The sequence below is a fragment of the Arthrobacter sp. efr-133-R2A-120 genome (assembly GCF_030209835.1).
GTDB lineage: Bacteria > Actinomycetota > Actinomycetes > Actinomycetales > Micrococcaceae > Arthrobacter.
In genome coordinates, this window is sequence record NZ_JARVRF010000007.1 from 95,787 (window position 1) to 116,422 (window position 20,636).

The 20,636-nt window shown below is 63.7% G+C and carries 21 protein-coding genes; 8 read left to right on the forward strand and 13 right to left on the reverse strand.

Going from position 1 to position 20,636, the window contains the following annotated elements:
- Positions 1–150 precede the first annotated feature (150 nt).
- Positions 151–1,917 (reverse strand): GNAT family N-acetyltransferase, encoded by a 1,767-nt coding sequence (locus QRN52_RS04905; RefSeq protein ID WP_284751642.1) that lies wholly within the window; start codon positions 1,915–1,917, stop codon positions 151–153.
- Between the two features lie 84 nt (positions 1,918–2,001).
- Between QRN52_RS04905 and QRN52_RS04910 the strand changes: the two genes are divergently transcribed.
- Positions 2,002–2,781, forward strand: a complete 780-nt coding sequence (locus QRN52_RS04910; RefSeq protein WP_284751643.1) for an alpha/beta fold hydrolase — start codon at positions 2,002–2,004, stop codon at positions 2,779–2,781.
- Between the two features lie 13 nt (positions 2,782–2,794).
- Here QRN52_RS04910 and QRN52_RS04915 read toward each other — a convergent pair whose 3' ends face one another.
- Positions 2,795–3,307 carry a DUF1877 family protein gene (locus QRN52_RS04915; protein ID WP_284751644.1) on the reverse strand — a complete coding sequence of 171 codons (513 nt, stop codon included), beginning with the start codon at positions 3,305–3,307 and terminating at the stop codon, positions 2,795–2,797.
- Between the two features lie 395 nt (positions 3,308–3,702).
- Here QRN52_RS04915 and QRN52_RS04925 point away from each other — a divergent pair, with 395 nt between their 5' ends.
- From QRN52_RS04925 to QRN52_RS04935, 3 genes are read left to right on the forward strand one after another with little or no spacing between them, the layout of a single operon-like run.
- The gene (locus QRN52_RS04925) at positions 3,703–4,395 is read left to right on the forward strand and encodes a histidine phosphatase family protein (protein ID WP_284751645.1); all 693 of its coding nucleotides are present in this window, start codon (positions 3,703–3,705) and stop codon (positions 4,393–4,395) included.
- A gap of 24 nt (positions 4,396–4,419) precedes the next feature.
- Complete coding sequence (locus QRN52_RS04930; RefSeq protein WP_284751646.1) at positions 4,420–4,968, forward strand: DUF3090 domain-containing protein; 549 nt, start codon at positions 4,420–4,422, stop codon at positions 4,966–4,968.
- Positions 4,968–5,735, forward strand: coding sequence for an SCO1664 family protein (locus tag QRN52_RS04935; protein WP_284751647.1), 768 nt, complete (start codon positions 4,968–4,970; stop codon positions 5,733–5,735). The genes QRN52_RS04930 and QRN52_RS04935 overlap by 1 nt, the downstream gene beginning before the upstream one ends.
- Here the strand turns inward: QRN52_RS04935 and ychF are convergent.
- Positions 5,732–6,817 carry a redox-regulated ATPase YchF gene (gene ychF, locus QRN52_RS04940; RefSeq protein WP_284751648.1) on the reverse strand — a complete coding sequence of 362 codons (1,086 nt, stop codon included), beginning with the start codon at positions 6,815–6,817 and terminating at the stop codon, positions 5,732–5,734. The two genes, QRN52_RS04935 and ychF, sit on opposite strands and share 4 nt — an antisense overlap.
- Positions 6,818–6,940: 123 nt before the next feature.
- On the opposite strand from ychF, the gene QRN52_RS04945 reads away from it, so the two are divergent.
- On the forward strand, positions 6,941–8,158 hold the full coding sequence (locus QRN52_RS04945; protein WP_284751649.1) for a DNA recombination protein RmuC: 1,218 nt from the start codon (positions 6,941–6,943) through the stop codon (positions 8,156–8,158).
- A gap of 54 nt (positions 8,159–8,212) precedes the next feature.
- Here the strand turns inward: QRN52_RS04945 and QRN52_RS04950 are convergent, their stop codons facing one another.
- Both QRN52_RS04950 and QRN52_RS04955 read right to left on the reverse strand, forming a co-directional pair.
- Positions 8,213–9,298, reverse strand: coding sequence for a 4-hydroxy-3-methylbut-2-enyl diphosphate reductase (locus tag QRN52_RS04950; RefSeq protein ID WP_284751650.1), 1,086 nt, complete (start codon positions 9,296–9,298; stop codon positions 8,213–8,215).
- Entirely contained in the window at positions 9,295–10,173 is an 879-nt protein-coding gene (locus tag QRN52_RS04955; RefSeq protein WP_284751651.1) for a hypothetical protein, read from the reverse strand. Before QRN52_RS04955 ends, QRN52_RS04950 begins: the two co-directional genes overlap by 4 nt.
- 318 nt (positions 10,174–10,491) lie before the next feature.
- Between QRN52_RS04955 and xseA the strand changes: the two genes are divergently transcribed.
- The gene (xseA, locus tag QRN52_RS04960; protein WP_284751710.1) at positions 10,492–11,814 is read left to right on the forward strand and encodes an exodeoxyribonuclease VII large subunit; all 1,323 of its coding nucleotides are present in this window, start codon (positions 10,492–10,494) and stop codon (positions 11,812–11,814) included.
- A gap of 3 nt (positions 11,815–11,817) precedes the next feature.
- Positions 11,818–12,075, forward strand: coding sequence for an exodeoxyribonuclease VII small subunit (locus QRN52_RS04965; protein ID WP_284751652.1), 258 nt, complete (start codon positions 11,818–11,820; stop codon positions 12,073–12,075).
- Here QRN52_RS04965 and QRN52_RS04970 read toward each other — a convergent pair.
- From QRN52_RS04970 to QRN52_RS05000, 7 genes are all read right to left on the reverse strand, one after another.
- Positions 12,072–12,926, reverse strand: a complete 855-nt coding sequence (locus tag QRN52_RS04970; RefSeq protein WP_284751653.1) for a polyphosphate kinase 2 family protein — start codon at positions 12,924–12,926, stop codon at positions 12,072–12,074. The two genes, QRN52_RS04965 and QRN52_RS04970, sit on opposite strands and share 4 nt — an antisense overlap.
- Before the next feature lie 50 nt (positions 12,927–12,976).
- Positions 12,977–14,197: a pyridoxal phosphate-dependent aminotransferase gene (locus QRN52_RS04975; RefSeq protein ID WP_284751654.1), complete on the reverse strand. Its 1,221-nt coding sequence runs from the start codon at positions 14,195–14,197 to the stop codon at positions 12,977–12,979.
- A gap of 227 nt (positions 14,198–14,424) precedes the next feature.
- Positions 14,425–15,369 carry an ABC transporter substrate-binding protein gene (locus QRN52_RS04980; RefSeq protein ID WP_284751655.1) on the reverse strand — a complete coding sequence of 315 codons (945 nt, stop codon included), beginning with the start codon at positions 15,367–15,369 and terminating at the stop codon, positions 14,425–14,427.
- Complete coding sequence (locus tag QRN52_RS04985) at positions 15,366–16,112, reverse strand: ABC transporter permease (RefSeq protein WP_284751656.1); 747 nt, start codon at positions 16,110–16,112, stop codon at positions 15,366–15,368. The genes QRN52_RS04980 and QRN52_RS04985 overlap by 4 nt, the downstream gene beginning before the upstream one ends.
- A complete protein-coding gene (locus QRN52_RS04990) occupies positions 16,109–16,819 on the reverse strand; it encodes an ABC transporter permease (protein WP_284751657.1) in 711 nt (236 codons plus the stop codon). Before QRN52_RS04990 ends, QRN52_RS04985 begins: the two co-directional genes overlap by 4 nt.
- Positions 16,819–17,904, reverse strand: a complete 1,086-nt coding sequence (locus QRN52_RS04995) for an ABC transporter ATP-binding protein (RefSeq protein ID WP_284751658.1) — start codon at positions 17,902–17,904, stop codon at positions 16,819–16,821. The genes QRN52_RS04990 and QRN52_RS04995 overlap by 1 nt, the downstream gene beginning before the upstream one ends.
- 137 nt (positions 17,905–18,041) lie before the next feature.
- On the reverse strand, positions 18,042–18,500 hold the full coding sequence (locus QRN52_RS05000; RefSeq protein ID WP_284751659.1) for an NUDIX hydrolase: 459 nt from the start codon (positions 18,498–18,500) through the stop codon (positions 18,042–18,044).
- 55 nt (positions 18,501–18,555) lie between these two features.
- On the opposite strand from QRN52_RS05000, the gene QRN52_RS05005 reads away from it, so the two are divergent.
- Positions 18,556–19,599, forward strand: a complete 1,044-nt coding sequence (locus tag QRN52_RS05005; RefSeq protein WP_284751660.1) for a pirin family protein — start codon at positions 18,556–18,558, stop codon at positions 19,597–19,599.
- Between the two features lie 89 nt (positions 19,600–19,688).
- Here the strand turns inward: QRN52_RS05005 and QRN52_RS05010 are convergent, their stop codons facing one another.
- Positions 19,689–20,603, reverse strand: coding sequence for an N-acetylglucosamine kinase (locus QRN52_RS05010; RefSeq protein ID WP_284751661.1), 915 nt, complete (start codon positions 20,601–20,603; stop codon positions 19,689–19,691).
- Positions 20,604–20,636: the final 33 nt, after the last annotated feature.

Consider the following 20,636-nt stretch of genomic DNA (forward strand, 5'->3'; position numbering starts at 1 on the left):
TCCAAAGTTTCCCGCCGGTAAAGTTTGTTATCGAGATGCAATCATTGAAGGACGTCCTAGTGGTTCCGTAATCCACGCCAACATGACATAAGCCCCGATTCAAGGCGAACCGGGGGCTTATCTCGGTTATTTCTCCATCACTGAAGATGCCTATATGCTCCGCTTCAGCCCTACGTGGGCAGTCCGGTATCCGAGCCGCGTGTAGAAGGCGCGAGCCCGTTCCCGTGCTTCGTCGGTGGTCACCTGCGCCAGTTGCGCCCCACGCGCACGCCCGAAATTGTGTGCCCACTCAAGCATCGCGGTGCCCAGGCCCTGTGAACGTTCCGCGGCAGCAACCCGCAGTCCCTCGATCTGAAGTCGGGAAGAACCACCCCGGGAAAGTCCTGGAATGACGGTCAATTGCATCGTGGCAACGATGCGATCGGCATCATTGCGGACAACCCCCAGATAGTTGGAACTGTCTCGAACAACCAGGTTGTAGGCCGCCTCGTACCGTTCGAGCTCGACGCACTCACGATCGGGACCGAACTGATCATCAGACAGCAGCGCGGCGATGGCCTCGACATCATCGCGACTCGCCCGTTCCAGCCTGAAGGTGCGGCCCGCCACCCGCAGCAGTCCTCGAACCGAGGATCGCGCATCTGCCTGCAGCCGGGCGACCAGCAGATCAAGCCATCCGCCGACGTTGGCTCGAGCCTCAACGGTGTCGGGATAGCGGCATCTCAAGTGCAGACCGGACTCGTCCAGGATGAACCAAAGCATGACGCCGTCCGTGTCGATTGTCGCGCTCACATACTGGGCGTCGAGTCCGACAGAGTCGATTCGCACCGGCAGCCTGCGCAGGTCCAGCCAGGAGATCGCGAACATCCCAGGAGCTACGGGCATGCCGCCCCATGGAGCCAGCACGTCTGCAAGCGGCCACGAGCCAAGCTGCACAGCCTCTTTCACGGCGGCCGCCGCAGCGAGTGGCTCGGCGGCCGACGACTCAAGTACCGAATTGGTTATGAACCAGCCGACTGAGTCATGCCATTTGTCGTCGAAGCGGCTGTGCACGGGAAAGACGGCTCGCAATGGGGCCCCTGCCAACTCGCGGGTTACCGCTGTCATCGCAACAACTGCGAGTGCGAGCGTCGAGACACCGTCATTGCGGGCTTGCGCAGCAAATGCGGCACCGTCGTCGAGATCGAACACATCGCGAACTTCCACACGCTCGCGCTGCGGATTGGGCGCACCCAGGGGCAGGGGGAATTGCGGCATGACGCCGCCGCTGTCCCCGATGATTTCTTCCCATCGGTGACGCACGTGATCCGGCGCCGCATTCCGATCCAGCAGTGCTTGCGTGTGTTCAACAAATGCCGGCGCCGGCCCGGGCAACGGTTCACGGCCCGCCCTCCCGGCGTCGAGCGCCGACAGCAGGTCGCGCGCGATCACCAGCATCGACCACATATCGACGTGGGCGTGGTCGGCCGCAATCACGACCGTGAGTCCGGCAGCGGTCTCCAGTACGCACAGCCGGTGTGAGGGACGTTGGTATGGCGAACATGCGGCGTCGAGAATGTCCCGCACCGCGTCATTGACGGCCTGGCCAGAAGGTACCTGATGCTCCACCCAGGTTCCCGGAGCAATATCAATTTCGTGAAGCTCCGGATCACCATCCGCGCCGGGCACGAATGCCGTTCGCAGTGTGCCATGACGGGCGACGACAGCCAGCCAGGCATCGGCAATTGACTCACGATGAGTTGGTGTAGGCAGCCGAAAAGACAATGCCATCCAGGAGCCGGGGCGGTCGCCTGCCCCTACATGGAGCCGCTGGTCAAAGGACACTGGAAGGCGTCGGCCGAGCGCAGACACACTGACGTCATAGCCCCAAAGTCGTCCGAATGGTAGGCGCAGGTGCGTGACGTTGGTCAGGCGCATGGCAGTATCCTATCGCCCCAGATAGCCTGAATGTTCAACGCGGCCGCAAGAGGTGACGCGGCCAGTCACGAAACGAGGAGCCTGATGCCCACTTTCGAGGTTCCCGGAGCCGAGCTTGCGGTTGCTTTGAGCGATGAAGGTGGACACCCGATTGTCCAACTGCATGGACTTACCTCAAGCCGCGCGCGCGATCGGGTGCTCAACCTCGACCTCGGCCGAGGGCTTAGTGGAACTCGACTGCTGCGGTACGACGCACGCGGCCATGGCCGGTCGACGGGTCGGAAGGTCCCCGAGGAATATCAATGGCAAAACCTCGCAGACGACCTCCTGCGACTGCTCGATCACTGGTTCCCAGGCGAACGTGTCCACGGAGTTGGTCCCTCCATGGGTACCGGCACACTCTTGCACGCCGCTTCCCGCGAGCCAGGCCGCTTTACCGGGCTCACGCTTATGGTGCCACCCACCGCGTGGGAAACCCGAGCTGCACAGGCTGCAAACTACCGGGTAGCCGCGGCGCTTATCGAGTCTGTTGGTGTCGAGGCGTTCCTCGCCACCACGCGCGGGGCAACGGCGCCGCCGGCCACAATTGGTGCGCCGGAGACGGTGCCCGACGTCGCCGACTCCCTCTTGCCGTCATTGTTTCGAGGCGCGGCACTCAGCGATCTGCCTGCTCCTGAGGCCCTCGCGCGAATCGACGTACCGACGACGATCCTGGCGTGGGTCGATGATCCGGGCCACCCCCTGTCAACCGCGGAAACCCTTGCCGCGCTGCTCCCGCAAGCAACGCTGACAGTAGCCCGCACCCCGGACGACGTCGAAACCTGGCCTAATATCCTGAGCCAGGATGTCGCCGGTTGGGGTTAAGACAGGATGATCGTTACCCGATCAGGTAGACCATGCCGCGCCCCTCGTCGGCGAGATTGGTGGCGAAGACCCGAGCCCGTCGAAGATAGCCAACGGCATACTCGACGTCAAGGTCCCGATCCACACATGGCGAATCCGGCAACCGCAGCCTCACCTCCGCATCAGAGATATCGTCCAAGTCCTGAGCAATCGCCAAAACCTCGGGCGGAGTCAAGGCCCTTACCCACGGATCCCAACCTTCGCCATGCATGGTCACGTTGCCTTCAAACATACGAAAAGCGGGTCGCGCCGCCATGGCCTCCCCCAATGGGGCCGTGAGAACCTGCAGATGCCGCCATGCCTTGTCCAGATAGAGCATGTCGCGCTCAGATATCAATTGTTCGAAGGTGGTACCACTGATCCCGACACCAGGGTCAAGGCCCCAAGCATCAGCAAGCGGATCGACCGACACGAAGGTCATCGGGTCGGAAAGCACCTGTTCAGTGAGGTCGCCGTCGAATGCATATGCGTAATATCTGATTCCCATCCACCAAGTATTGCCAAAGCGCAAGCTGCGCAGGACGGCTGAGTTGCGCTATGTGGATAACTCGCGAGATGAACTGTACCGGCATGTCGATGACCAGCCGCACCGATTTGTTCACGCGACCTTGAGAGGCGTGAAGGCAGCGATCCGCCCAGCCGCACGATCTTCGGCAACGTCGAGATCGTAATGCGTCTGCAGGTTGAGCCAGAACTGAGCCGACGTTCTAAAATACTTGCCGAGACGTAGTGCCGTGTCGGGCACCTGACCAGGATGTACACGCCGTGCTCGCCGTGGGCAGCAGGCGTCCGGCCGGCGAAGTTGCCCTGGTCTACCCCGTGCCGGATAGGACGGCGTAAATATCGGCTCCACCGCAGCGAGCGGGTGGTTAGGCTGGGTGGATGGCGACAGTTATTCTCGTGCGGCACGGCCGCACCACAGCCAATGCCACGGGGCTGCTGGCCGGGCGGGCGGTCGGCATCAGCCTGGACCAAGTCGGGCGCGACCAGGCGGCTCTGACTGGAGACCGGCTCGCGGCGGTGCCCTTGGTCGCGGTGGTGTCGAGCCCGCTTGAGCGGTGTCAGCAGACCGCCCAGCTCATCCTCGATCGCCAGGCTGGCACGCCGTACGCGCCGGTCGATCTCGATCTCACCGAGTGCGATTACGGCCAGTGGCAGGGCCGCACGCTCAGTGACCTCGCGACCGAGGATCTGTGGCCGGTTGTGCAGTCCCAACCGTCCGCCGTCGTCTTTCCCGGAGGTGAATCCATGGCCGCGATGCAGGCTAGGTCGGTGGCCGCGATTCGACGCCACGATGCAGCCTTCGAAGCCGAGTACGGGCCAGGAGCCGTGTGGGTGGCGGTGAGCCACGGTGACATCATCAAGTCAATCCTCGCCGACGCGTTCGGCATGCACCTTGACCTGTTCCAGCGTATTACCGTGGGCCCCGGTTCCGTATCGATCGTGCGCTACGGCGGTAGTCGGCCGAGCGTCTATGCGACCAACACCGACGCGGGTGATCTGTCGTGGCTGACGAACGGCATCCACTCTGGCGATGCGCCGGTGGGCGGCGGTGCAGGGCAAAAGGCGCCATGAACCTCATGTGCCTAGAATACTGACATGCCTACACGTGTTCACGAGTTTGCCTGGCCTGATCGGGTCGTCGTCGGCACCATTGGCCTTCCGGGGGCGCGCACGTTCTACCTGCAGGTGCGCGCAGGGACGCAGATCGTGAGTGTTGCCCTGGAGAAAGAGCAGTCGGCTCTGCTCGCGGAGAAGATCGACGAAATTCTCGACCAGCTCATCACCGTGGAGGGCAACCCGTTCAGCGTCCCCACGGGTACTCCCATTGAACTTGTCGACAATGACAAGCTCGAGGCCGTTCAGGAGCAGTTCCGCACCGGCGCCATGAGCCTAGGTTGGGACCCAACCACGGCCCAGGTGGTACTAGAGGCCTACGCCATCACCGAGGCCGATGCCGATGCCCATGCCAACGATGAGGACGGCGCTAACGAGACCGAAATGCTGCTGCTCCGCATGCCGGTCGGCACGGCCCGCGCCTTCGCCAAGCGCACCCGAGAGATCGTGGGCGCCGGGCGTCCGACGTGCCCGCTCTGCGGGTACCCCATCGACGCCGACGGGCACATCTGCACCCTTCCCGAGGTCTGATGCCGACGCCGGAGCTCGGGACCGCCGAGTTGACGCTCACCGGCCGCATCACGACGGCTTCAAACGCTACATTTCTGGGCAGCATCGGCGACGTGGTGGTCGTCTACAAGCCGATAGCCGGCGAAACTCCGCTGTGGGACTTTCCCCACGGCACCCTGGCCCACCGGGAGGTGGCCGCGTACCTGGTCTCGCAGGCATTCGGCTGGGACATCGTGCCGCACACCTGGCTGCGCGATGGTCCGATGGGCGAAGGAATGGTGCAGCTCTGGCAGGACCAAGACCCCGCCCAAAACGCCGTGGACCTCGTGGCGACAGACCACGTGCCGGAGACGGGCTGGAAGCACGTTCTCGAGGGACGGGATGAGAACGGACGCATGGTCACCCTCGTTCACGAAGACTCGCCAGCGCTCAGGCGCATTGCGGTGTTCGACACAGTCGTCAACAACGCCGACCGCAAGGGCGACCACATTCTTGCCATGCCGGACGGACACCGGCACGGCGTGGACCATGGGCTCACCTTTCACCGTGACCACAAGCTGCGCACGGTGCTGTGGGGATGGCTGGGAGACCCTCTGACCGCCGAGGAACGCGAGGGCATCGATCGTGTCAGCGAAGGACTGCACGGTGGGCTGGGCCGAAACCTGGCGGAATTGCTCAGCGCCGAAGAAATCGCATCGCTCGCCGCGCGCTGCGCCCGGTTGCGTTCGGCAGGGCGGTTTCCGGCTCCGAGCGGCGAGATGTCGGCGGTGCCCTGGCCGCTGTTCTAGACGTTGAAGCGGAACTCCACCACGTCGCCGTCGGCCATGACGTATTCCTTGCCTTCAATACGGACCTTGCCGCGGGACTTGGCCTCGGCCATGGATCCGGCGGCGATGAGGTCATCGAATGAGACAACTTCGGCCTTGATGAATCCGCGCTGGAAATCCGTGTGGATGACCCCTGCGGCCTGCGGCGCAGTGTCGCCCTGGTGGATGGTCCAGGCGCGGGCTTCTTTGGGACCGGCCGTGAGGTAGGTCTGGAGTCCGAGCGTGTGGAAACCGACGCGTGCCAGCTGGTCGAGGCCGGATTCGTCCTGGCCGTTCATCTCGAGCATCTCGCGGGCTTCTTCCTCGTCGAGTTCGACGAGATCGGATTCCAGCTTGGCGTCAAGGAAAATGCAGTCTGCCGACGCCACCATGGCGCGCAGTTCCTCTTGCTTTTCCGGGCTGCCCAGGATTCCTTCGTCGGCATTGAAGACGTAGATGAAGGGCTTGGCCGTGAGGAGGCTGAGCTCCTTGAGGTGCTCCATCTCGAGCTTGTCGCTCTTGACCGAGGAGAAGATGGTGTCACCACGCTCCAAGACGGCCTGGGCAGCCAGGATTGCTGCGAGTTCCGCGGCTTCCCGCTTCTTGATCTTGACTTCTTTTTCGATCCGGGGAATGGCCTTTTCGATCGTCTGGAGATCGGCCAGGATCAGTTCGGTGTTGATCGTCTCAATGTCCGAGCGCGGATCGACTTTGCCGTCGACGTGGACAACGTCGGGGTCATCGAAGACACGGATGACCTGCGCGATGGCTTCTGCCTCGCGGATGTTCGCCAGGAACTTGTTGCCCAGGCCTTCGCCTTCGGAGGCGCCCTTGACGATGCCTGCGATGTCAACGAACGAGACGACGGCGGGCAGGAGGCGCTGCGATCCGAAGACCTCCGCCAACTTCTGCAGGCGCGGGTCCGGGAGGTTGACGACGCCGACGTTTGGCTCGATGGTGGCGAACGGGTAGTTCGCGGCCAGCACCTGGTTGCGGGTCAGTGCGTTGAAAAGAGTTGATTTGCCGACGTTGGGCAGTCCGACGATGCCAATAGTAAGAGCCACGAGCATTGATTCTACCCGTTGAGTGCCCTTCCCCGCTTTCGCGGGTGGAACCCTGGACCCCACGCCCGGGTGCCGTGACCCGGCTTCGCTAAATTGTCCGACCCCTATGCCAAGGTTGGAGACATGGATGGTTTTGCAGTAATACTCGCTTTGTTCATGCTTCTTCTGGGAGCGGCCGCCGGCGTGGTGGCTGGCTTCTTCCTGTTTCGGCGCCGCAATGCCGCGCTCGAAGAAGATTTCGACGGCGTCTCGGCCCGGCTTGCCGCGGTGAACGCCCAGTTTGCCGCCGCCGACGCCGAACGGCGGCTTCTGTTGTCGCAGAACCGTGAACTGAACGAGTCCAGGAATCAGGATGGCAGCGTCTTGCGGGCTCTCGCCCCTGTTGCCGAGAAGCTGACTGCCGTCCAGCAACAAGTATCGCTTCTGGAACGGGATCGCTTGGAGCAGTACGGCCAGCTCGCCCAGCAGCTCCAGGAAGCCCGGCTGTCCGATGAACAACTCCTGCGCTCCACGCATGCCCTGGCTTCCGCCCTCCGGTCCAACAGCGCCAGGGGCCAGTGGGGTGAAGTCCAGCTCCGCCGGGTAGTGGAAGCGGCCGGAATGCTGCGTCACGTCGATTTTCACGAACAGGTACATTCCGCTTCCGCCGACAACGCCGTCCGGCCGGATCTCGTGGTCCAGTTGCCGGGTGGAAAGCAGCTAGTGGTGGACGCAAAAGTTCCGTTGGCGTCCTACCTCGCCGCCCAGGAACAGGGCAACACGAGGCACCTGGCAGGGAACGGCGAGCAGTCTGTGGGCAACGCCGCGGATGCTTTGCTCCTCGCGCACGCGAAGGCCCTCAAGTCCCACGTGGATGCCCTGGGGTCCAAGAAGTACTGGGACATCCCCGGCAACTCCCCCGAACTGGTGATCTGCTTCCTGCCCGCGGAATCCATCCTGGCCGCCGCACTCGAAGCGGACCCCGCCCTCTTGGACCACGCCTTGTCCCGGAACGTAGTGCTCGCGTCCCCCGGCACCTTGCTGGCAGTTCTTAAGTCCGTCGCCTTCACCTGGCGCCAGGACGTCTTGACGGACAACGCCCGGGAACTCTTCGAGCTCGCCCGGCAGCTGTACGAACGGATGGGCACTCTCGGCGACAACGTGGGCAAGCTGGGTTCATCGTTGAAGACCTCGGTGGATCGCTACAACGCACTCGTCGGAACCCTGGAAGCACGCGTCTTGCCGACGGCACGGAAACTCAATTCAATGGACACCGACGGTCTGGTGTCACCGTCCGCAGTGGAAGCAGTGCCGCGGGCGCTTGCCGCACCCGAACTGATCGAAGGCGAATCCGCGGCCTAAGACCGGCCTAGTAGGGGTCCGGGCCGGGCACAGGGTGCCGCGCCCGGACCGGGACTACGACGTTGGCCGGTTCCCGCGTCCGCCCAAGGCCCGTGTGACATCTCCGGCCTCTTTGAGGGTAGCGCGCAGTTCCTTCGGCAGGGAGAACAGCAGGTCTTCCTCCGCCGTTACCACCTCTTCAACCGCACCATAACCGTAGTCGGCCAGCAAACGGAGAACGTCCTGGACAAGGACCTCAGGAACGGAAGCGCCGGAGGTGACGCCCACGGTGGCGACGCCTTCGAACCAGCCCTCGTCCACCTCATTCGCGAAATCGACCCGGTAGGAGGCCTTGGCACCATATTCAAGCGCCACTTCGACGAGCCGCACGGAGTTGGAGGAATTCGCAGATCCCACCACGATCACCAGGTCGGCCTGCGGGGCAATCTTTTTGATGGCCACTTGGCGGTTGGTGGTGGCATAGCAAATGTCGTCGCTGGGCGGATCCTGCAACGTGGGGAACCGCTCCTTGAGCATCCGGACGGTTTCCATGGTCTCGTCGACGCTCAGCGTGGTTTGCGAAAGCCAGATGGTTTTCTCCGGGTTGCGCACAGTGACCTTGTCCACTTCGTGCGGACCATTGATGATCTGGATATGATCCGGGGCTTCGCCCGCCGTTCCTTCCACTTCCTCGTGACCGTCGTGGCCGATAAGGAGAATGTCGTAGTCTTCCTTGGCGAAGCGGACGGCTTCGCGGTGCACCTTCGTGACGAGCGGGCAGGTGGCATCGATGGTGCGCAGACCGCGGTCTTCGGCCGATTGCACGACGGCCGGGGACACGCCATGGGCCGAGAAGATCACGAGGGCGCTTTCGGGTACCTCGTCCGTCTCTTCGACGAAGATGGCACCCTTCTCCTCCAGGGAGGTGACCACGTGCACGTTATGCACGATCTGCTTACGAACGTAAACCGGCGGCCCATAGTGTTCCAATGCCTTCTCCACTGCGATGACTGCGCGGTCGACGCCGGCGCAATATCCGCGGGGGGCCGCGAGCAAGACGCGCTTGGGGCCGGAGACCGGAGCGGCGGCCAGCACCTCGTCCGGCGTCCGACGCCTACGCGGGACAGAGGGCATCGGAATGGAAACTGCTGAGCTGGTCATCCCTCCATGCTACCGGCAGCGTTCGCCCGCAAGCTCGGCCCGGCTTTGCGCGAGAAGATCACGACGAACAGGCCAAGAAGCGCAAGCACTCCCGCAGCAATCCAGGCGTTAGTGATCCAGCCGGTGAAATTGTCGACCGAGGCTGCCAGCAACTCGCGCGCGAAGAGGCCGCCCGTGCCGGTTCCGCCCAGGCCCGCGTCGCCTGCCCCCTTCAGCACAGTCGTAGCCATTTGCCACAACGCCGCGACTGCGGCCAGGCCCAGTCCGGCGAACAGGAGAACCACGCCCCTGCGCTTCGCGAAAAGCAGCCCCAGGGCAAACAGCAGGACGGCGCCGAGGCCGGCAATCCACCACATCGGCGCATAGGCGGCGATGGCGTCTACCTGCTGGCGCTGGGCAGGGCCGCCGATGTTGATCAGTGTGGAGTCCGGCGTCGCAATGGGGAGGCCGGTTGCCGCGTGCAGCCGGTCCGCCGCGATCTTGACCAAGGGCCCGACGTCGAGCACCAAGGACGTCCCCGCGGTCGGGTTCCCGGAGCTGCCGTTGCCTGCGAAATTCAGTTGGTGGCTCCGGCCTACGGTTTCATTCCACGCTTGCGGGTATTCGGGCCACGTGGTCATTGCGGCGGCCGCGTCTTTGAGGAAGGAAGCGCCAAGTTGTTCCACCGGCGCCGGTAGGTTGATTTTGGATTCAAGGCTCGCGACGGCTGTAGCGGCCAGGCGCGCCTGGAACGCCTGGTCCTTCCCGATCGACGAGGTGAGCGCCACAAACCCGTCTTCCCGGACGATGTTGGCGTCCGTCCATGCCATCGGGACGGCGATTCCTGTGAGCAGAAGGGCAAAGATCACTGCGATTGCAGAGACGAACGAGCGCAATGGATTCCTCAAGTTTGGAGTGCAGCAGTTCCAGGCGGGGCAACGACGGGTAAATGTCGGTCATGCATGCTACAAGGTATGGATAGAGTTGGAAGCCTGCCGCCCGCTTTTCGGTAGCACAATCTTTTCGGTAGCAAAATTTCAGTAGCACCTATAGCAGGGATGCTTCCGGCACCTCCTAGCAAAGTACCAGCGAGGACAGAACCATGCACCAGCCACCAACAGGAGGCTACCCGCGTGTCCTATGATGCCGTTCCCGGCGGCGCGCCACGGGCGTTGCCGATTTCCGGACTCCCGAACGCGGGAGACCAGGAAGAAGTGTCCGCCGGAGAAGAGTCCACGAAGGCAGAGTCAACCCTGCCCGCGACGGCGTCGGAGACAAGTCCGGACAATCCTTGGCCGCTGCAGCTTCTGTCCCGCAAGCTCAAGACCCACATAGAACGGGCCCCGGCCGCGTGGATCGAAGGCCAGGTCATCGAACTCAACCGTCGCGGGGGCAGTGCCTTCGTGACGCTGCGGGACACCGACGCCGAAATCTCCTTGCCCGCGTCACTGTGGTCCAACGTCCTGGACCGCCAGAAGATGCCGCTGGAGCGTGGCTCACGCGTCGTGGCCTTGGTGAAACCCGCATTCTGGCTCAAGACCGGCCGGCTCAACATGTCGATCAAGGACATCCGTCCCGTCGGCCTCGGCGATCTCCTCGCCAGAATCGAACGCTTGCGCCAGGCCCTTGGCGCTGAAGGGCTGTTTTCAGACTCGAGGAAGAAACGGCTGCCCTTGCTCCCCCACCGGATCGGGCTCATCACCGGCCGCGATTCCGACGCCAAGAAAGACGTCCTGCGCAACGCGGCCCTTCGCTGGCCCGCCGTCGAATTCGCCGTCCGGGAAGTTGCAGTCCAGGGTGTCACGGCAGTCAGCCAGATCCTGGCTGCGCTCAAGGAACTCGATGCCGATCCGCACGTGGATGTGATCGTGATCGCCCGTGGTGGTGGAGCCCTGGAAGATCTGCTTCCGTTCAGCAACGAAGAACTGGTCCGGGCAGTATCCGCAGCGGCCACCCCGGTAGTCAGCGCAATTGGCCATGAGGCCGACCACCCTATCCTGGACGATGTCGCCGACCTTCGTGCATCCACGCCCACCGACGCCGCGAAGAGGATCGTCCCCGACGTCTCCGAGGAACTGGCAAGGGTACGTCAGGCCCGCGAGCAGCTACGCCGCGGCGTCGGACGCCTCGTGGACCGCGAAACGGATCGACTCCATGCGTTGAGATCGCGCCCCGTGCTGGCGTCCCCCGAGGGAATGGTCATTGCACGGGAAGAGGACGTCGAACGGCTCCGGAAACATGCCCACACCGCGGTGAGCTCCGCAGTTGTACGCGCACTTGATCAGGTGCACCACCTCCGCGCCCAGGTGAGGGCATTGTCCCCCCAAAAAACGCTCGACCGGGGGTACGCCGTCGTCCAGGTCGCAGGGGCGGACGGAGTGGGCCATGACGTCGTCCGGAACCCGGATCAAGCCCCCGACGGCACGGAGCTGACCCTCCGCCTGGCGGAAGGCCGCCTTGCGGCCGTATCTTCCGGAGCTCCCGTATCTTCCGGAGCTCCCGGGCACCCCAGTAAGCACCAGCACAATGAGGACTGAGAAATGACAGCAGAGAACACATCCCCTGCGGCCAAGGCTTCCGCCGACAACCTGGACGCCCTCAGCTATGAGGAAGCCCGCGAGCAGCTCATGGCCGTGGTTGGCCGCCTTGAAGCCGGCGGAGCAAGCCTTGAAGAATCGCTCGCTCTCTGGGAACGCGGCGAAGCCTTGGCGAAGCGCTGCGAAGAGTGGCTGGAGGGTGCCCGCAGGAGGCTGGCCGCGGCCCGGAACAGCGGCGAGGATGACCCGGCGGCCAGCTAGGATCGGACCGCCAGGGCCCGTTCCGCCGCCACATCAAAGTCGGCTTTAGGCCAGCCCAGATCCAGTTTCTCGAGCGCCTCCAGAAGAAGCTCCTGGACAGCGATCCTCGCAAACCACTTCTTGTTCGCCGGAACCACATACCAAGGCGCCACCTCGGTTGACGTTTTCTCGAACACGAGCTGATAGGCCTCCATGTAGGAATCCCAAAACGCGCGTTCCTTGAGATCGCCCGTGCTGTACTTCCAGTGCTTGGACGGGTCGTCCAAGCGTGACAGCAGGCGTTCCTTCTGTTCATCGCGGCTGATGTTGAGCATCACCTTGACGATCGCCGTGCCCTGTTCGGCGAGGCGTGCCTCGAACCCGTTGATGGCCGCGTAGCGCCGTTCCAGTTCGGCCTCATCAGCCCAACCGTGCACTCGGTGAATGAGCACATCCTCATAGTGCGAACGGTCAAAAACCCCGACGAATCCGGCGGCGGGAAGTGCCTTCTCGATCCGCCAGAGGAAATCGTGGGCTTTCTCCTCGTCGGTGGGAGCCTTGAACGGAGCAACCTTGACACCTTGGGGATCCATGGATCCGACGACGTGCTCCACGATCCCGCCCTTGCCGGCAGTATCCATTGCTTGGAGGATCAACAGCACCCGTTTGGAGGAGCCAAACTTTCCCTCGGCAAAGAGCATTTCCTGCAGTTCGTCCAAGCGTTCGTCCTGGGCGGCCAGTAAGGCGACGCCGTCAGGCTTCTTCCCCTTGTAGCCCGGCGTCGATTCCGGGTCCACCTCGGACAACAAGAAGCCCGGCCGGGCTTTCAGTTCCTTTGACGGACTGTGCTTGAAACGCACTGCAGCGGCCATTTCGACGTCCCCTCTGGTCCGGCCGCATTCATCGCGGCTTGCACAACAGGCTAGTTGCCTTGGTACCGCCCCAGGAAGTCCGCCATGCGGCCGATCGCTTCTTCAATATCCTTGACGTTTGGCAAGGTCACCATGCGGAAGTGGTCCGGACGCACCCAGTTGAAGGCCCGTCCATGTGAGACGAGGATCTTTTGTTCCTTGAGTAGGTCGAGGACGAACTTCTCGTCGTCGCGGATGTGATAGACCTCAGGGTCCAACTTCGGGAACAGATAAAGGGCACCCCGGGCCTGTTGTGTGCTCACGCCAGGAATGGCGTTGAGCAGATCGTAGGCCTTGTTCCGCTGTTCAAGGAGCCTGCCGCCGGGCAGGATGAGATCGTTGATGCTCTGGTGGCCACCGAGGGCGGTCTGGATGGCATGCTGCGCCGGCACGTTGGCGCACAGGCGCATGTTGGCCAGCAGGTTGATGCCCTCGAGGTAGTCCGCGGCGTCCTTCTTGGGACCGGAGATGGCCATCCAGCCGGCACGGTAGCCACATACCCGGTAGGCCTTGGACAATCCGCTGAACGTCAGGCAGAGCACGTCGTCGCCGGTGAGTGCGGCAAGATTCACGTGGACAGCGTCTTCGTAGAGGATCTTCTCGTAGATCTCATCGGCGAACACCACAAGGCCATGCTTCTCGGCCAGGGCCACGATCTTCTTGAGGGTTTCCTCCGGGTACACAGCACCCGTGGGGTTGTTCGGGTTGATGACCACGATGCCCTTGGTTTGAGGCGTGATCTTCGATTCCATGTCCTCAAGGTCCGGCTGCCAGCCCGATTCTTCGTCGCACAGATAGTGGACCGGACGGCCGCCCGCGAGTGCGACCGAGGCGGTCCAGAGCGGGTAGTCGGGAGTGGGAATGAGAATCTCATCCCCCACTTCCAGCAGCGCCATGAGCGACATGGTGATGAGCTCGCTGACGCCGTTGCCAAGATAGATGTCGTCAACGTGGATGTTTTGGATGCCGCGGGTCTGGTAGTACTGCGAGACGGCGGTGCGGGCCGAGAAAATTCCGCGCGAATCGCTGTAGCCCTGGGCATGTGGCAGATGGCGGATCATGTCCACCAGGATCGCGTCCGGCGCTTCAAATCCGAACGGTGCCGGGTTTCCGATGTTCAGTTTGAGGATGCGGTGACCCTCTGCCTCCATCTGCTGGGCGGCCTGAAGAATCGGTCCACGGATGTCGTAAAGGACATTATGAAGCTTGGTGGACTGCTTGAATTCTGCCATTCATCAAATATGCCATACCGGGGATGTACTTCCGTTGAGACATCACTCACATTCAGGACGACGGCGGCGGGGCCCCCAAAGGGTTCCACGCCGCCGTCGTCCTTGGCAGGGGCCTCCGCCGCCTGGGCCCCCGCTACCGAGGGGCCCCAATAGAGCTTGCGAGATTGGGGAGGTAGCGGGGAGGGTTCCCTGGACGAGCGGAGCGAGGCGAGGGAGGCGGTGGGGACCTACTTCACGATCCCTTTGTCCTTGAGCCAAGCGGCAGCAGCGTCCTTGGGATTCTGCTTTTGGTTGCCGCTGACTGCCCGGTTGAGGTTGATGAGGTCATCCGTGGTCAGGATCTTGGAAACGTTGTTGAGGGCTGCCTTCGCCTTGTCCGTCATCTTGGCCATGTTGTATAGCGGGAGGACCTGCTGGGCCTTGAAGTTGTTCTTGGGATCATCCAGGACCACCAGGGCGTTGTCCTGGATGGACGGCGTGGTGGTGTAGATGTCGGCAACCTGGACGTCGTTGGAGAGCAGGGCCTGCAGCGTGAGGTTGCCGCCGCCGTCGCTGAACGGCTTCAGGCCCTTGAGCACGCAGTTGTAGTTGGCCTTGAGGCCCGGGAACCCATAGGCGCGGGTCTCAAAGGTTGCAGGTGCTGCCATCGTGAAGTCCCCACAGACCTTGGCAAGGTCTTCGATGGACTTGAGCTGGTACTTCTCCGCCGTGGCCTTCGTGACAACCATGGCGTCCTTGTCTTCAGCCTTGGCGGGGTCGAGCACTCCGAGGCCCTGTGGAAGCTTCCCGGGCAGCGCTTTGTAGACGTCATCGGCCGAGACCTGCGTGGCGTTGGCGTCCAGGTAGGACAAGAGGTTGCCGGAATAGTCGGGGGCGAGGTCGATCGAACCGTCCTGGACAGCCTTGAAGTAGATTTCCCGGGATCCGATATTGGGCTTGGTGGTAGCAGTGACGCCGGCGGCGTTAAGTGCTCCGGCGTAGATTTCGGCGATGACTTGGCTCTCGGGGAAATCTGCCGAGCCCACAGTGAGCGAGCCGCCGGCCCCGGAGGGAGCGTTGGTGGACGGGGTGGACAGCGGGCTGCCGCCACACGCGCTCAGAGCAAGCGCAATGCCGACTCCGGCCGCCAGGCCGCCGAACCCGCGGCGGGTCAGGGTGACGGGTTGCTTCATGCGGTACCTCCTTGAACGGCAGCCCCTGCTGGTGCGGCGGCTGCGAGATCTCCGGCGGCCTTATGGCCGCCGCTGGAATCGATGGAAAGTCCGGGCGGGAGGAGGATCCTCTGCGCCATGGCCAGAATGAGGTCGACGGCGATTGCCAACGCCGCGATGAGCAGTGACCCGCCGAGCATGCGGGGGAAGTCCTGGAGGACCAATCCGTCAAAAAGATAACGCCCCAAGCCGCCCAACGGAAGGTACGCCACCACGGAAACCGTTGCGATGACCTGGAGGACCGCCGTGCGGATGCCACCGAACATGACCTGGAGTCCGTTGGGCAGCTCCACCCGGAACAAGATCTGGAGTTCTGTCATGCCCATGGCCCGGGCCCCGTCAACCACTGTTGGATCCACGCTGGAAATCCCCGCGTAGGTCCCGGCCAGGAGGGGCGGCACCGTCAAGATGACCAGGGCCCAGACGGGAGGCATGAGTCCGCTTCCCGCCAACAGGGCAAAGAGGACAAGTAGGCCGAGGGTGGGTAGGGCCCGCAAGGCGCCGGCGAATGCCACGGCAACGACGCGCCCATGTCCCGTGTGGCCTATGAAGAGACCCAGCGGCACGGAGATGGCCGCGGCAATCACCAGGACCAGCCCGGAATACTGCAAGTGTTCCAGGAGCCGCGTGGCGATTCCGCCGCTTCCCGACCAGTGAACCGGATCCGTGAGCCAAGCGAGCGTATCCACGAAGATGTTGCTCATCGGGCCGCCTCCGCGTGGATCTCGGCATCCGCGATGAACTGCGCTGCTTTGGCGTCTTGCTTGGCGGTTGCCGCACCGGCACGCGTCCAGGGCGTCAGCAGCTTCTCGAGCAGGACCAAGAACGTGTCCATGATGAGGGCCAGCAGGAGAATCGCGATGATGCCGATGACCACCTCAGTGACGAACGCTCGCTGCAGGCCGTCGGTGAACAGCATTCCCAAGTTCCCGACCCCCAGCAGCGCGGCGACGCTCACGAGGGAGATATTGCTGACGGACACCACGCGCAGGCCAGCGAAGAGCACTGGCAAGGAAAGCGGAAGGTCGATCTGCAGGAACCGTGCGGTCGGCTTGAATCCCATGGACACTGCCGCCATGCGGAGGTCGTCGTCCACGGAATCGAACGCGTCCATTGCGGCCCGCACCAGCAAGGCAACGGCATAGAGGGTGAGGGCAACCACCACGTTGAGCGGATCCAGGATCCGGGTTCCCAGGATCGGCGGCAGGATAATGAAAAGCGCCAGGGAAGGAATGGTGTACAGCAGGGAACTTCCCGTGGTGACGACGGTCCTGAGGGTACGGTTCCGCCGGGCCAGTTGCCCCAAGGGAACCGCAATGAGCAGACCCAAAACCATGGGAATCAAAGCCAGGATCAGGTGCTCGCCGGCCCGCTCGAAGACCATGCCGCTGTTCGCCAGGAACCATTCCATCAGGGGGCGTCCTCCCGGTTGTGCCGGGTCTGCTCAATGAGCGCCAGCACTTCATCGGCTTTGAGGACGCCCGCGAGCCTGCCGTCGTCGTCGACTACTACGCCAAGGCCCGAAGGTGAGGACAACGCGGCATCCAGCGCCCGGCGGAGCGTATCCCCGCGCCGGAACAAGGAGCCTCCGGGAATCAGTCCGGCGCCGTCGCGCGGCGAGGCCCATCCCATGGGCCGGGAGTCGCCGTCGAGCACCAAGGCCCATTCGCTGCTGCCCGCGGCCACTTGCGGGGCCTCGACCGTCTTGACCGGATGCACCGCAACAGCATCGGCGGGGTTGAAGGAAAGGTGGCGGAACCCCCTGTCACGGCCCACGAAGGATGCTACGAAGTCATTGGCGGGGGCCCGGAGGATCTCTTCCGGGGCCGCGTATTGCGCCAATTTGCCCCCGACGGCGAAGACGGCCACTTTGTCACCGAGCACGGTGGCCTCATCGATGTCGTGGGTGACGAAGACGATGGTCTTGGCCAGTTCGCGCTGGAGCCGGAGGAGTTCCTGCTGGAGTTCGTCGCGGACCACGGGGTCCACCGCGCTGAAGGGCTCGTCCATGAGCAATACGGGCGGGTCCGCTGCGAGCGCGCGGGCCACCCCGACTCGCTGCTGCTGGCCGCCGGACAACTGGGACGGGTACCGCTTGCCGAGCACCGAAGCCAGCCCGACGACGTCGAGCAGCTCTTCCGCCCGTTTGCGGGCCGCCGCCCTGGAAACGCCGTTGAGCCGCGGAACGGTGGCAATGTTGTCCAGCACGGAACGGTGCGGCATGAGTCCCGAAGACTGCATGACGTAACCCATGGAGCGGCGCAACTGTGCGGCCGGTTCGTTCGAAACATCCTTGCCGGCCACAGTGATGGTGCCCGAGGTGGGCTCTACCATGCGGTTGATCATCCGCAGGGACGTGGTCTTTCCGCAGCCCGAGGGGCCGACGAATACGGTGATGGCACCCTTGTCGATAGACATGCTCAATCCATCAACAGCGGGTTGTCCGCCCTGATACTGCTTGGTGACGCTCTGGAACTCAATCATGGCTTCAGCCATTCCGGGGCTTACCTAACTTTTCGGGCCGCAAATATCAACGATGGAACTCAATCAACAGCGAACTGATGTTCTACAGCCTAACCAGCACCACCGACGATGTCAGCGCAGGCGCGAAGACCGTAATGAATCGGCAATGCTCAGGGCGTCGGCAGTTTTCCGTTGAGGGGCCGCTCACTGTGCAGGCGGAGGCCGATATCGACCAGGGACACCCGGTTCAGTCCAGAAACCTTGCCCAGCGGCACCCAGGCGGCGTGGGTCGTGCTGCCGTCTATCTCATGGGTCAATTCGCCGCCCGTGATGCTTGCCTCGTAGACGAGACGGATTGCCTGGAAATCACGGTCTGATCCGTCGAGCCGCTCCTCACCCGGCCAGTGGCCGACGTCGATGCCCAGCATCGCTCCGATGTCGGCGTCGTACCCGGTTTCCTCCTGGATCTCGCGGCGGCAACCGTCCACGGGATGCTCGCCCAAATCAAGGCCTCCTCCAGGGAGGGTCCAGCCTTCCTTGCCGTCTTGCTTCCAATAGGCGAGAAGGATCGCTCCGTCGCGGATGACCACTCCGTACGCGGCCGGGCGGGTGTCGAACTGGATGCTCATGGAGCCAGCCTAGGCCTAAGCTGGGAGAACACTGTTCAGCACATGGAGTTGTATTGTGACCAACTTGGAAACGGCCCCGTCGCAGGAAGTCTGCCCAGCCGGACATCGCGGGCAAGGACCCTTTGTACAGCTCTGGCCGGCCCGCGAGGTTCCCCTGGGCGGCGTCCGGGCCATGAATGTCTCCCGCACGCTCCCCCAGCGCGGCATGCCGACCGTAGGCGCCTGGTGCTTCCTGGACAGCTTCGGCCCGGACCGCATCGCGATGAGCGTCCTTCCCCATCCGCACATGGGACTGCAGACGGTCACATGGCCCCTCGAGGGCGAGGTGCGGCACCGCGACAGCGTCGGCAGCGACGTCGTGGTCCGTCCCGGGCAGTTGAACATCATGACGGCGGGCCGAGGCATTTCGCATTCCGAGTTCGGCGTCCTGCCGGCAGGACTTCACCCTGACGCGCCCGACGGCGGCGCCCTCCTGCCGCTGTCCCGGGGCCTGCAGTTGTGGGTTGCTTTGCCCGACGCCGTAAGGCACCAGGCGCCGTCGTTCGAGCAGATCATCGAGCTGCCGGTGGTCGTGGCGGACGGTTTCAGGGCTACGGTTCTCGTGGGCGAATTCGCCGGGCAGCGCTCCCCCGCGGTCATGTACAGCCCGATTGTCGGGGTCGAAGTCTCAGCCTCGGGCGCCGTCGAGCTGCCGCTGAATCCCGATTTCGAGCATGCGGTTCTGGTCCTGGACGGTTCCGCGGTGATCGACGGCCAAGAAGTCGACCCCGGCCCCTTGGCCTTCCTCGGCATGGGCCGGGAATCGCTCCGCCTCGACGCATCTCCTGGAACCCGCTTCATGCTCCTGGGCGGCGAACCCTTCGAAGAGGACATCCTGATGTGGTGGAACTTCGTGGGCCGGACGCACGAGGAAGTGGAGCAGGCCCGCGAAGACTGGGAAGCCCAGGCGCTCCTGAGCGACGAGGACGCCCGCACCGCGCGATTCGGTTGGATCCATGGCCACGGGCCCGACGCCGGAGCAGAAGCCGGGCGCATCCCCGCACCGCCCATGCCGGGTGTCCAGCTCAAGCCGAGGTCACGGAACAGGGCTACTGACTAAGGTTTGGCGACGCCCAAAAGGTTTGGCGACCCCGGAATTCGCGCGTCGCCAGTCTTTCTCCGTATCCGCCAGCCGTATGCGCGTCGCTTTTAGGCCTGTTCCGCGACAATCCGCAGCACACCGAAAACCGGTTCCTGGTCCAGGACCCGCACATCGGTGATTCCGTGCGCGGCAAGTCCCGCCCGGAAAGCGGATTGCAAGGGCTCCACGTTCATGCCGAGCCCGCCGCCCAGAATCACCGGTCCGGGCAAGCCAAGCTGGCGGACGGCCTGCGCCGCCAGCTCCGCGAGATCCCGTCCTGCCTGGTCCAGCAGTTGGCGGCTGATCTCGAGCCCTTCGCGCGCGGTCGCGACCACGGCGTTCGCGCGCTGGGCCCAGTACCGCCGGTCGGTGTCCTCCGAATGGAACAGTGCGATGAGTTTATTTGGGTCGTCCACTCCGCAGGATTCCAAAAGGGCCACGGTGAGGCCATCGGGTTCGAGCCCTTTGTTCATGCGGCGCAGGCTGTGACGCACTGCTTCCCGGCCCAACCAGTAACCGCTGCCCTCATCGCCCAGGAGAAAGCCCCAGCCGCCGGCACGGGCTTCCTCCCCCTCGGCGTTCTTTCCCCAGGCCGCGGATCCAGTCCCGGCGATGACAGCCACTCCCGTGCTGGCCCCGCCTGCCGCCAGTAGCAAGCGGGAATCGTGGACCACCGTGACTTGTGCACCCGGAACATGGGGTTCGATCAGTTCGGCGAGGGCGCGGGCATCGGCGTCGGTGTCGATTCCGCCTGCCCCGGCAAGGACGCGGTCCACGTCGCCGCCACCGATCATGGCGAAGAGCTCGGCGAGATTCCTGGCCGCTGTCTCCCTGCTGACGTTCTGGACGTTGGAGCTGCCCGTGCTTTCGTCTCGGACCGGTTTGCCGTCTTCGAACCGGACACCGCGGGTCTTCGTGCCGCCGATGTCGAGCCCGATGACCGTTGCGTCGGGCCGGGGGGTCTTGTTTTCTGCAGTCTCCACGTCCAAAAGCCTAGCGCGGGCGCAACGGGTGGT

Excerpts from the sequence above, each read along its gene's own strand:
- QRN52_RS04905 (WP_284751642.1), bottom strand. The coding sequence starts at position 1,917 with ATGCGCCTGACCAACGTCACGCACCTGCGCCTACCATTCGGACGACTT.
- QRN52_RS04910 (WP_284751643.1), top strand. The coding sequence starts at position 2,002 with ATGCCCACTTTCGAGGTTCCCGGAGCCGAGCTTGCGGTTGCTTTGAGC.
- QRN52_RS04915 (WP_284751644.1), bottom strand. The coding sequence starts at position 3,307 with ATGGGAATCAGATATTACGCATATGCATTCGACGGCGACCTCACTGAA.
- QRN52_RS04925 (WP_284751645.1), top strand. The coding sequence starts at position 3,703 with ATGGCGACAGTTATTCTCGTGCGGCACGGCCGCACCACAGCCAATGCC.
- QRN52_RS04930 (WP_284751646.1), top strand. The coding sequence starts at position 4,420 with ATGCCTACACGTGTTCACGAGTTTGCCTGGCCTGATCGGGTCGTCGTC.
- QRN52_RS04935 (WP_284751647.1), top strand. The coding sequence starts at position 4,968 with ATGCCGACGCCGGAGCTCGGGACCGCCGAGTTGACGCTCACCGGCCGC.
- QRN52_RS04945 (WP_284751649.1), top strand. The coding sequence starts at position 6,941 with ATGGATGGTTTTGCAGTAATACTCGCTTTGTTCATGCTTCTTCTGGGA.
- QRN52_RS04950 (WP_284751650.1), bottom strand. The coding sequence starts at position 9,298 with ATGACCAGCTCAGCAGTTTCCATTCCGATGCCCTCTGTCCCGCGTAGG.
- QRN52_RS04965 (WP_284751652.1), top strand. The coding sequence starts at position 11,818 with ATGACAGCAGAGAACACATCCCCTGCGGCCAAGGCTTCCGCCGACAAC.
- QRN52_RS04970 (WP_284751653.1), bottom strand. The coding sequence starts at position 12,926 with ATGGCCGCTGCAGTGCGTTTCAAGCACAGTCCGTCAAAGGAACTGAAA.
- QRN52_RS04975 (WP_284751654.1), bottom strand. The coding sequence starts at position 14,197 with ATGGCAGAATTCAAGCAGTCCACCAAGCTTCATAATGTCCTTTACGAC.
- QRN52_RS04980 (WP_284751655.1), bottom strand. The coding sequence starts at position 15,369 with ATGAAGCAACCCGTCACCCTGACCCGCCGCGGGTTCGGCGGCCTGGCG.
- QRN52_RS04985 (WP_284751656.1), bottom strand. The coding sequence starts at position 16,112 with ATGAGCAACATCTTCGTGGATACGCTCGCTTGGCTCACGGATCCGGTT.
- QRN52_RS04990 (WP_284751657.1), bottom strand. The coding sequence starts at position 16,819 with ATGGAATGGTTCCTGGCGAACAGCGGCATGGTCTTCGAGCGGGCCGGC.
- QRN52_RS04995 (WP_284751658.1), bottom strand. The coding sequence starts at position 17,904 with ATGGCTGAAGCCATGATTGAGTTCCAGAGCGTCACCAAGCAGTATCAG.
- QRN52_RS05000 (WP_284751659.1), bottom strand. The coding sequence starts at position 18,500 with ATGAGCATCCAGTTCGACACCCGCCCGGCCGCGTACGGAGTGGTCATC.